This is a genomic window from Inquilinus sp., assembly GCF_057815775.1.
Map to the genome: position 1 here is coordinate 1 of NZ_JBYRFX010000162.1, position 10,772 is coordinate 10,772.

General features: G+C 68.1%; 10 protein-coding genes and 1 pseudogene. 7 read left to right on the top strand and 4 right to left on the bottom strand.

Features of this window, described 5'->3' with window-relative positions; all coding sequences use genetic code 11:
• The 4 genes from AC3XYG_RS05865 to zapE all read left to right on the top strand — a co-directional run.
• Positions 1-160: hypothetical protein (locus AC3XYG_RS05865; protein WP_489138886.1), on the top strand; the 160-nt coding region annotated here is incomplete at its 5' end.
• 7 nt (positions 161-167) lie between these two features.
• Complete coding sequence (locus AC3XYG_RS05870) at positions 168-950, top strand: succinate dehydrogenase iron-sulfur subunit (RefSeq protein ID WP_489138877.1); 783 nt, start codon at positions 168-170, stop codon at positions 948-950.
• A 150-nt stretch (positions 951-1,100) separates the two neighbouring features.
• Positions 1,101-2,513 carry a homospermidine synthase gene (locus AC3XYG_RS05875; protein WP_489138878.1) on the top strand — a complete coding sequence of 471 codons (1,413 nt, stop codon included), beginning with the start codon at positions 1,101-1,103 and terminating at the stop codon, positions 2,511-2,513.
• Positions 2,514-2,748: 235 nt separating this feature from the next.
• Positions 2,749-3,900: a cell division protein ZapE gene (gene zapE, locus AC3XYG_RS05880; RefSeq protein ID WP_489138879.1), complete on the top strand. Its 1,152-nt coding sequence runs from the start codon at positions 2,749-2,751 to the stop codon at positions 3,898-3,900.
• Positions 3,901-4,214: 314 nt separating this feature from the next.
• On the opposite strand, the gene AC3XYG_RS05885 is transcribed toward zapE, so the two are convergent.
• Together AC3XYG_RS05885 and AC3XYG_RS05890 are read right to left on the bottom strand one after the other, a co-directional pair.
• Complete coding sequence (locus tag AC3XYG_RS05885; protein WP_489138880.1) at positions 4,215-4,865, bottom strand: hypothetical protein; 651 nt, start codon at positions 4,863-4,865, stop codon at positions 4,215-4,217.
• Between the two features lie 126 nt (positions 4,866-4,991).
• Positions 4,992-5,828, bottom strand: a complete 837-nt coding sequence (locus AC3XYG_RS05890) for an oxidoreductase (protein ID WP_489138881.1) — start codon at positions 5,826-5,828, stop codon at positions 4,992-4,994.
• Positions 5,829-5,937: 109 nt separating this feature from the next.
• Between AC3XYG_RS05890 and AC3XYG_RS05895 the strand changes: the two genes are divergently transcribed.
• Together AC3XYG_RS05895 and AC3XYG_RS05900 are read left to right on the top strand one after the other, a co-directional pair.
• Positions 5,938-6,861 carry a LysR family transcriptional regulator gene (locus AC3XYG_RS05895; RefSeq protein WP_489138882.1) on the top strand — a complete coding sequence of 308 codons (924 nt, stop codon included), beginning with the start codon at positions 5,938-5,940 and terminating at the stop codon, positions 6,859-6,861.
• 97 nt (positions 6,862-6,958) lie between these two features.
• Positions 6,959-8,275, top strand: a complete 1,317-nt coding sequence (locus AC3XYG_RS05900; protein WP_489138883.1) for a PQQ-dependent sugar dehydrogenase — start codon at positions 6,959-6,961, stop codon at positions 8,273-8,275.
• A gap of 9 nt (positions 8,276-8,284) precedes the next feature.
• Here the strand turns inward: AC3XYG_RS05900 and mntR are convergent, their stop codons facing one another.
• Entirely contained in the window at positions 8,285-8,722 is a 438-nt protein-coding gene (gene mntR, locus AC3XYG_RS05905; protein WP_489138884.1) for a manganese-binding transcriptional regulator MntR, read from the bottom strand.
• Between the two features lie 205 nt (positions 8,723-8,927).
• On the opposite strand from mntR, the gene AC3XYG_RS05910 reads away from it, so the two are divergent.
• Positions 8,928-10,301: an Nramp family divalent metal transporter gene (locus AC3XYG_RS05910; RefSeq protein WP_489138885.1), complete on the top strand. Its 1,374-nt coding sequence runs from the start codon at positions 8,928-8,930 to the stop codon at positions 10,299-10,301.
• 174 nt (positions 10,302-10,475) lie between these two features.
• Here the strand turns inward: AC3XYG_RS05910 and AC3XYG_RS05915 are convergent.
• A pseudogene (locus tag AC3XYG_RS05915) lies at positions 10,476-10,772 on the bottom strand (serine O-acetyltransferase); the annotation flags it as partial.

The following is a 10,772-nucleotide window of genomic DNA, read 5'->3' on the forward strand; positions in this document are numbered from 1 at the left end:
CCGCGAGGACTTCGCCGACCGCAACGACGTCGACTGGATGAAGCACAGCGTCATCTGGATCGACGAGGCCGGCAAGACCCGCATCGACTACCGCCCGGTCCATCTCCAGCCGATGACCAACGAAGTCCAGAGCTTCCCGCCCAAGGCGCGGGTGTACTGAGGACGCCATGGCCGAATTCATCCTGCCCAGAAATTCGAAGGTCCAGCCCGGCAAGACCGTTCGCGTCTCCGGCGAGATCAAGAAGCCGCGGACCTTCAAGGTCTATCGGTGGGACCCCGACACTGACGAGAACCCGCGGCTCGACACCTATGAGATCGACTTGGCGCGCTGCGGGCCGATGGTCCTGGATGCCATCATCCACATCAAGAACGACATCGACTCGACCCTGACCTTCCGGCGGTCCTGCCGCGAAGGCATCTGCGGGTCCTGTGCGATGAACATCGACGGCACCAACACCCTGGCCTGCCTCAAGCCGATCGAGGATGTGCAGGGCGACGTCAAGATCTACCCGCTGCCGCATCTGCCGGTGGTGAAGGATCTGGTGCCCGAACTGACCCACATCTACGCGCAATACGCGTCGATCAAGCCCTGGCTGCAGACCGAAAGCCCACCGCCGCCCGACCGCGAGCGGCAGCAGAGCCCGGAAGAGCGCGAGAAGCTGGATGGCCTGTACGAGTGCATCCTGTGCTTCTGCTGCTCGACCAGCTGCCCGAGCTACTGGTGGAACGGCGACAAGTACCTGGGCCCGGCCGTGCTGCTGCAGGCCTATCGCTGGATCGCCGACAGCCGGGACGAGATGACCGGCGAGCGGCTGGACGCGCTGGAGGATCCGTTCCGCCTCTATCGCTGCCACACCATCATGAACTGCACCAAGACCTGCCCGAAGGGTCTCAATCCCGCCAAGGCGATCGGCGAGATCAAGAAGCTGATGCTGGAACGCGCCGGCTGAATCCACGCAGCGCCTTCAAAAAACGTCACAAAAAAGCGCTGGTGACCCCGGCGCTTTTTTCATATCAACCGCCCAGTCTAGCCACGGCCTGCCACCTGCCACCTGACGGAGCGACCCCGCACGCAACACACTCGAGGAGTGTCCCTGTAAATGACGACCCCCGCACGCACCTCTTTCACCGGCCGTATCCTGATGGTCGGTTTCGGCTCGATCGGCCAGGGCGTGCTGCCGCTTCTGCTGCGGCACCTGACCCTGACCCCCGACCGCGTGACCATCGTCACGGCGGAGACCAGAGGCCAGAAGGAGGCGGAGCTGTACGGCGTCCAGTTCATCCATGAACCGGTCACCCGCAGCAACTACCGGACACTGCTCGAACCCCTGTTCGGCCCGGGCGACGCCGTGGTCAATCTCTCGGTCGACGTCTCCTCGGTCGCGCTGATCGAATTGGCGCGGCAGCACCGGGCGCTCTACATCGACACCTGCATCGAGCCCTGGCTCGGCGGCTACACCGACCTCGATCTCGGGCCGGCCGAGCGGTCGAACTATGCCCTGCGCGAAACGGCGCTGGCGCTGGGCCGCGCGCCCGGCACGCCGACCGCGGTGGTGACCCATGGCGCCAACCCCGGCCTGGTCTCGCATTTCGTCAAGCGGGCCCTGATGAACGTCGCCGCCGCGACCGGATTCGAGCCGCCGGTGCCGGCCGACCGGGCCGGCTGGGCCACGCTGGCGCAGACCCTGGGCGTCAAGGTCATCCACATCGCCGAGCGCGACACCCAGGTGGCTCGCTTCCCGAAGAAGCCGGGCGAATTCGTCAACACCTGGTCGATCGACGGCTTCGTCGGCGAAGGCTGCCAGCCGGCCGAGCTGGGCTGGGGCAGCCATGAGCGCCACTTCCCCGTCGACGGCCACCGCCACGAAAAGGGGTCGCAGGCGGCGATCTGGCTGGCCCGCCCCGGCGCTGCCACCCGGGTGCGGACCTGGACGCCCACGGCCGGGCCGATCCATGGCTTCCTGATCACCCACAACGAGGCGATCTCGCTGGCCGATTACCTGACCGTCGGGTCCGGGACCCAGCCGGCATATCGCCCGACCGTGCATTATGCCTACCACCCGTCCGACGACGCGGTGCTGTCGGTGCATGAATTCGCCGGCCGCAACTACGAGCTGCAGCCGGAAAAGCGGCTGATGATGGACGAGATCATCGAGGGCATGGACGAGCTGGGCGTGCTGCTGGCCGGCCATGCCAAGGGCGCCTACTGGTACGGCTCGCGCCTGACCATCGGCGAGGCGCGCGAGCTGGCACCGCACAACAACGCCACCAGCCTGCAGGTGACGGCGGCGGTGCTGGGCGGCCTCGTCTGGGCGATCGAGAATCCGAACCGCGGGCTGGTCGAGCCCGAGGAGATGGACCACGAGCGGGTGCTGCAGGTGGCGTCGCCCTATCTCGGCGAGTTGGCCGGCGCCTTCACCGACTGGAATCCGCTGGACGGCCGCGGCCAGCTGTTCCCCGAGGATATCGACACCACCGACCCCTGGCAGTTCCAGAACATCCGGGTGGTGTGACGAAGCCGGCTCGTAGCAACTGCCGTTAGCTTGGGCCTGTCAGCCATCACCACGACTGTCATGCCCGGACTTGATCCGGGCATCCAGAGACTGTCGACATTCTCTGGATTGCCGGGTCAAGCCCGGCAATGACAGTGAAGAAAGGTCCTCGGCTCTCCAGCTTCAGCCCAGGGATGCGTGTCCCCACCTGGAATTTCGACGGAGCTTGCGGTAAGCACGCTGCGATATGCCCGACATGACCGCGCCAGACGACGAACCGCTCGCCCTCTATCGCCGCCGGATCGCCGACGGCGCGCTGCGGGCCGACCCTGCCCAGGCGGCGGCGGTGGAGAAGCTGCAGCGCCTGCACCGGCAGCTGCGCAGCTACGCCCCGCCCGATCCGGACAGCGGGCATGGGCTGCTGGCCAGGCTCGGCTTCGGCAAGAAGAAGCCGGCGATCGACCCGCCCCGCGGCCTGTATTTCTGGGGCGGCGTCTGGCGCGGCAAGTCGATGTTGATGGACCTGTTCTTCGACACCACGCCGGTGCCGCACAAGCGGCGGGTGCATTTCAACGCCTTCATGCTGGAGGTACACCAGCGCATCCATGAATGGCGCCAGTCGGGTGCCGCGGCCGAGGGCGAGACCGCCGACCCGATCCCGCCGCTGGCCCGCCGCATCGCGGCCGAGGCCTGGCTGCTGTGCTTCGACGAATTCCATGTCGTCGACATCGCCGACGCCATGCTCCTGGGCCGGCTGTTCCAGGCCCTGTTCGGCCTGGGCGTGATCGTGGTCGCGACCTCGAACTGGCCGCCGGACGATCTGTACAAGGACGGGCTGCAGCGCGACCGCTTCCTGCCCTTCATCGCCATGATCAAGAAGAAGCTGGAAGTGGTGCAGCTGGATGGCGGCCGGGATTATCGGCTGGACCGGCTGCGCGGCCGGCCGGTCTACCACTCGCCGCTGGGCGGCATGACGCACAAGGCGCTGGCCGGGCTGTTCGCCGATTTGACCGACGGTGCCGAGGGCGCGCCCGTCATCCTGGCCGTTCCTGGCGCCCGCACGCTGGAGGTGCCGCGCGCCGCCCGGGGCGTGGCCTGGTGCGATTTCGACGCGCTGTGCGACCGGCCGCTGGGCGCCGCCGACTACCTCGCTTTGGCCGAGGCCTTCCACACCGTGATCATCGAGGGCGTGCCGCGCTTCACCGAAGACAAGCGCAACCAGATGAAGCGCTTCATCATCCTGATCGACAGCCTGTACGAGGCGCGCCGCCGGGTGGTGATCGCGGCCGAGGCGCCGGTCACCCAGCTCTATGCCGGCGAAAGCCACGCGTTGGAATTCGCCCGCACCGAGAGCCGGCTGATGGAGATGCAGTCGGTGGACTATATCGAGGCGAAGAAGGCGGCCTAGACGAAGCCGGGCAGCGGTTTTCAAGCCCCCCTCCCCTTCCGGAGTTCCCCACGGCGCCGTCGCTACGGCCACGACAATGCGTCCGGCGCCGCCCGAATACGCGACGCAGGTTGGGCCAGGCCATACATTCCATCCTCCCCCTCCCCTTGCGGGAGGGGGAGAGTAAAAAGGACGGTCTGGCGCGGGCGACCTTGTCGGTTGGGTTCGCTTCCCTTTGTTGTCATTGCCGGGCTTGACCCGGCAATCCAGGAGATGTCGACAGACTTTGGATGCCCGGATCAAGTCCGGGCATGACAGCTGGGGACAGCGAACCCTTAACTGCTGTCCGGCTGCGGAGGCGCGGGCAGGGGGTGGTTGAGGGCGGAATCATTCGCCGGGCGCGGCCAGGCTTCGGCCGGTTCGCGACCGGCCGCATCGCTGGTCTTCACCGGCGGAGTATCAGCCGCGTCCCAGGCCCGCGGCAGCGGGATCGACGATGGGGGATAGCCGATCTTGCGGCAGACCGCCTGCACGAATTCGTCCGGCGACAGGCTGTCGATCTGCACGTCCAGGATCTCGTCCTCGGTCAGCGTCTCCCGCACCATCGACTGCAACCGCTCGGCATCCCCGGCCACCTCGGGCAGGGCGACCGCCCGGACCACGGCGTCCGTGGCCTGGTCCCGTCGCTGCCGGCGCCGTTCCTGCACGCCCGATGTCGCACGCCCGTCCCGGCGCATCAGATAATCGGCGCGGATCCGCTCGGTCATGGCGATCGACAGCCGGATCGAGCGGGACAGCCGCGACTGCATCAGCGGGAAATCCAGCTTGTCCGACTCCCCCGGCGTGGCCTGCTGCTGCACGGCCAGCCGCTTGGCCCGCATATCGATCTCGACCGTCTCGCGCAGCATCTGCAGCGCCCATCCCGTCCATTTCAGGTCGGGATCGCTCGGCGGGGTCGTGTCGGAATCGGATTGCGCTTCGCTCATGGAACATATCATGAACAATGAATTGGCGATGGCGCAATTAACATTGTGTGAATGAGTGCCGGGCCGGTGGGATGGCGGCGCGGGCCGTTCGCCCGACGCGCGCCGCGCATCCTCGCCGGTAGCGGCTTACGCAGGCCCGTCCGCCGGGAAATCAGTGCTGCGGGTCACCTCTTCCCAGCGGTTCATCTCCTCGATCAGCGCGTCGAGCTTGGTCTGGGCGCGCTGCAGGGCATCGCTTCCCAGCAGCAGGTGCAGCGGCGGGTTGTTCGAACGGACAGCCGTGAGGATGGCCTGCGCCGCCCGGTCGGGGTCGCCGAGCTGCTTGCCGGCCATGGTGTCGAACGCGGCCGCGCTGCGCCCGACGCTCGCAGCATAGGCCGCGCCCTCCGCCTCGCTCTTGCGGATCGAATGCGTCGACAGGAAGTCGGTCCGGAAGGCGCCCGGCGCCACCGCCGTCACCTTGATGCCGAGCGGCGCGACCTCCTGCGCCAGGCCGACCGTCAGGCCTTCCAGGGCATGCTTCGCCGCGCCGTAGAGGGAGGAGCCGGGGCCGGGCGCCCTGCCCGCGATCGAGGTGATGTTGACGATGTGGCCCGCCCCCTGGGCCCGCAGATGCGGCAGCGCCGCGCGGATGATACGGAACGGTGAGAATACGTCGACGTCGAACAGTCGGGCGACATCGGCGTCATCGGCCTTTTCGACCGCGCCGAGCAGGCCATAGCCCGCATTGTTGACGATCACGTCGATGCGCCCCGCCAGGCCAAAGGCGCGTTCCACGGCCGCTTCCGCCGCGGCGCCGTCGGCGAGGTCGAGGGTCAGGACATGCAGCGTTCCCGCCCCGGCCGGCAGGTCGGGCGCGCCGCTTCTGACGGTGCCGATGACGGTGTCGCCATCCGCCAGCGCCGCCTTGGCCAGTGCCAGCCCGAGGCCGCGGGAAATGCCGGTGATGAACCAGGTCTTCATGGTGGGGCTCCTTGTTGCGACCCCTGAAATAGGCCCAGGCACCGACCTTCAGAATGCATGCCGTTCTGACAGCGCTTGTAAGCTGGCCTTAAAAGCGGTTCAGTGGGTCATGGATTCCCTGTTGTCGGGCAGCGACTACAACCAGCTGCGGGCCTTCGTCGCCGTCGGCGACCTGCTCAGCTTCAGTCGGGCGGCGGAGATGCTCGGCGTCTCGCCCTCGGCCCTGAGCCAGATGGTGCGCGGGTTCGAGGAGCGGGTCGGCGTGCGGCTGCTGAACCGCACCACCCGCAGCGTGGCGCTGACCGACGCCGGCGAAAACCTGCTGCAGCGGGTGCGGCCGGTGGTGGCGGAGCTGAGCCAGGCGATCGGCCAGGTGCGGCGCTATCGTGAGCGCCCGGCCGGGACGGTGCGCATCCACGCCTTCCGCTCGGCCGCGGAGAGTTTCATCCAGCCGATCCTGGGGGTCTTCGCAGAATCCTATCCGGACGTCGTGCTCGACATCACCCTGGGCGACGAGGTGATCGACATCGTCGCCGGCGGCTTCGATGCCGCGATCCGCATCGGCGAGGTGATCGAGCGGGACATGGTCGCGATCCGCCTGGGCCCGGCGATGCGCCAGATCGCGGTGGCGTGCCCCGACTATCTGGCCGCCCATGGCCGGCCGGAGCATCCGCGCGACCTGCTGCAGCATCGCTGCATCCGCTGGCGCTGGCCGGGGCGGGCCACGCCCTATGCCTGGGAGTTCTTCGAGGATGGCGCCTGGTTTTCGGTCGCGGTCGACGGGCCGCTGATCGTCAACGACAAGGAGATGGCGCGCCGCGCCGCCCTGCAGGGCATCGGCATCGCCTTCCCGGTCGAGCAGACGGTGGCCGACGACATCGCCGCGGGCCGGCTGGTGCCGCTGCTGGAACCCTGGTCCGCGGCCTTCCCCGGATTGTTCCTGTGCTATCCGCAGCAGCGCCAGATGGCCCCTGCCCTGCGCGCCTTCATCGATGCGGTGAAAGCGGCGGCAACCGGGGCCTCGGATCGATAATCCCGCAAACGGCCTTCACGGCATGCACCCGCCTGGCTGATCATTGGTCAGACTTGAAGCGATTCGTGTCGCTCCTTCACCCAGGCAGAGGTTCGCCATGAGCTTGTCCGGCATTTTTGCCCGCGTGGTCGCGCTGATCGGCGCCGGCACGGTCGTTGTGCGGCACCGGAACGACGGCCCGCAGCAGCCGGCCGCCGGCAGCGCGCCGACGATCCCGGCGGCAAAGCCCCAGGGCAGCATTCCGACCCTGAAGATGCCGACCGCCAAGGGATGGACAGCGGGGCAGACGCCGGTCGCGGCGCCGGGCCTCAAAGTGAACGCCTTCGCCGCCGGCCTGAAGCATCCGCGCTGGATCCATGTCCTGCCGAATGGCGACGTCCTGACGGCCGAGGCGCTGAGCGTGCCGGGGGGCATCCGGTCCGTCTTCGACTACGCCATGGTCAGCACCATGAAGCGCGCTGCCGCGGTGGGGGAAAGCCCGAACCGCATCACGCTCCTGCGCGATGCCGATGGCGACGGCGTTGCCGAGACCCGCGAGGTGATGCTCGACGGGCTGAACCAGCCCTTCGGCATGGCCCTGCTAGGCGACACGCTCTATGTCGGCAACACCGATGGCGTCATGGCCTTCCCCTATACCGCCGGCGACACCCGCATCACCGCGCCCGGGCGGCGGCTGACCACCACCCCGGGCGGCGGCCACTGGACCCGGAGCCTGCTGGCCAGCCCCGATGGGCGGAAGCTCTATATCGGCGTCGGCTCGCTCAGCAACATCGCGGAGCACGGCATGGCGGCGGAGGAAGGCCGGGCCGCCATCCACGAGCTGGATCTCGAGAGCGCCCAGGCCCGCATCTTCGCCGGCGGCCTGCGCAACCCCGTCGGCACGGCGTGGGAGCCAACGACTGGCGCGCTCTGGACCGTGGTGAACGAGCGCGACGGACTGGGCGACGAGACGCCGCCCGACTACCTGACCTCGGTGCGCGACGGCGGCTTCTACGGCTGGCCCTACAGCTACTGGAACCGCATCGTCGACGACCGGGTGCCGCAGGACCCGGCGCTGGTGGCGTCGTCCATCACCCCGGATTTCGCCCTGGGCGGGCACACCGCGTCGCTGGGCCTGTGCTGGGTTCCGGCCGGCACGCTGCCCGGCTTCCCCGACGGCATGGCGATCGGGCAGCACGGCTCCTGGAACCGCAGCAAGCTAAGCGGCTACAAGCTCGTGTTCGTGCCGTTCGAGAACGGGCGCCCCTCCGGTCCCGTGCGCGACATCCTGACCGGCTTCCTGTCGCCCGACGAACGCGCTTCCTACGGCCGGCCGGTGGGGGTGACGATCGGCCCGGACCGGTCTTCGCTGCTGATGGCGGACGATGTCGGCGACGTGATCTGGCGGGTCACGGGGGCGCCGGGACAGGGCTGACCGGACAGCCTAGGCCTTCGGCACCACCACCAGGCGTTCGAAGGCCGCCAGGGTTTCGGCGCTGACATGGTGCTCGATGCCCTCGGCATCGATCTCGGCGACGGCGTCGCTGACCCCGATCGACTTCAGGAATTCGACCACGATGCGGTGGCGCCGGCGGCAGGCATCGGCCATCTCGCGGCCGGAATCGGTCAGGAAGATCGACCGGTAAGGCCGGGCGCTGACCAGCCCTTCGCGCTGCAGCCGGGCGATGGTCTTGTTCACCGTCGCATGGGCCACGCCGAATCGCTCCGCCAACTCGACGATCCGCGCCTCGCCCTGGCTGTCGATCAGCTCGGCGATCATCTCGACATAATCTTCCGCCGTCTCCGTCTGCCGGGCCTGGCGTACGCGGCTGAAGCCCGCGGCCTGAAGCTCGGTATCGGCGAGGCGATCTTGTTCCACCATTGCTCGTCTGTCCCTAGGAGGGGGCCGGCGCGTTTTGCGGCGCATCATACCGAGCGGAAAGAAAATGACAAGGTTATGACGCTTGCCAAGAAGTTAGCCATGGCTACATTATAAGGGTGACACATCGATCCGAGCCTCGGCCTGAACCGGTCGTCCGCCACACGGATACGGCAGTGCCTTTTGGTGCGGAAAAGAACGAGCGTGCATGATGAGAAGCGACATCACCGGCCACGATATCGCCCCCCAGGGTGCCCCCTCCGGCACCGGCTGGCGGGCGGAACCGGGGGCGCCAAGCCTGCCGGAGGTGCATCGCAGCGTCGCCGTGCCGCACGGCGCCGGCTGGCTGCGCAAGATGTTCGCCTTCGCCGGCCCGGGCTATCTCGTCGCCGTCGGCTACATGGACCCGGGCAACTGGGCGACCGACCTCGCCGGCGGTTCGGCCTTCGGCTACACGCTGCTGTCGGTCATCCTGCTGTCCAACGTCATGGCGATCCTGCTGCAGGCGCTGTCGGCCAAGCTGGGCATCGTCACCGGCCGCGACCTGGCCCAGGCCTGCCGCGACCACTATCCACGGCCGGTCGCCATCGCGCTGTGGTTCCTGTGCGAGGTCGCGATCGTCGCCTGCGACCTGGCCGAGGTGATCGGCACCGCGATCGCGCTGCAGCTGCTGTTCGGCATCCCGCTGGTGTGGGGCGTGGTGCTGACCGCGCTCGACGTCATGGTGGTGCTGTACCTGCAGAACCGCGGCTTCCGGCACCTGGAGGCGTTCATCATCGGGCTGATGCTGATCATCGCCGGCTGCTTCCTGGTCGAGCTGATCCTGGCCCAGCCCGTGATCGCCGATGTCGCCCGCGGCTTCCTGCCGTCGCCCGAGATCGTGACCAACCCGGCGATGCTGTACATCGCCATCGGCATCATCGGCGCGACGGTCATGCCGCATAACCTCTACCTGCACTCCTCGATCGTGCAGACCCGGGACTTTGAGCGGACGGAGACCGGCAAGCGCGAGGCGATCCGCTTCGCCACCATCGATTCGACCGTGGCGCTGATGATCGCGCTGTTCATCAACGCCGCGATCCTGATCCTGGCCGCCGCCGCCTTCCACACCAGCGGCCGCACCGACGTGGCCGAGATCCAGGACGCCTACCAGCTGCTGGCGCCGGTGCTGGGCGTCGGCATCGCCAGCACGCTGTTCGCGGTGGCGCTGCTCGCCTCCGGCCAGAACTCGACCCTCACGGCCACCCTGGCGGGCCAGATCGTGATGGAAGGCTTCCTGTCGATCCGGCTGAAGCCTTGGGTGCGGCGGCTGATCACCCGCGGCATCGCCATCGTGCCGACGGTGATCGTGACCGCGCTGTATGGCGAAAGCGGCACCGCCCAGCTGCTGGTGCTGAGTCAGGTGGTGCTGAGCCTGCAGCTGCCCTTCGCCGTGATCCCGCTGGTCGCCTTCACCAGCGACCGGGCCAAGATGGGCCGCTTCGCCAACCCGCTGTGGCTGAAGCTGACCGCCTGGACGGTTTCGGCCATCATCCTGGTGCTGAACGTCAAGCTGATCATCGACTGGATCAGCGGGTCGTAACCTGCGCGAACAGCCAAGCCAGCAGCTCTAGAGACCGTTCGGAAACGCGCTGGTGTGAGTCGGCTGGCGGTGGCTTCGAGACCCGGCGCGCAGCGGACATGGTCGTCCGTGAGCACCGGAAGCGCAGAAGCCGCCGTCAGACGGCCGCACCAGCGCGTTTCCGAACGGTCTCTCTCAGATGACGAAGTCGATGCCGGGGGGCACCGGGATCGAGTGATCCATGGTGAGGGCGGGCAAGGGCTCCGAACACGAACCGACGATGCGGGCGGGGACGCCCACCGCGGTCCGGTGCGGCGGCACATTGGTGATCACCACGCTGCCGGCGCCGATCTTGGCGCCCTCGCCGATCTCGATGTTGCCCAGGATCTTGGCGCCGGCGCCGATCAGCACGCCGTCGCGCACCTTGGGGTGGCGGTCGCCGCTGTCCTTGCCGGTGCCGCCGAGGGTGACGCCGTGCAGGATCGAGACGTC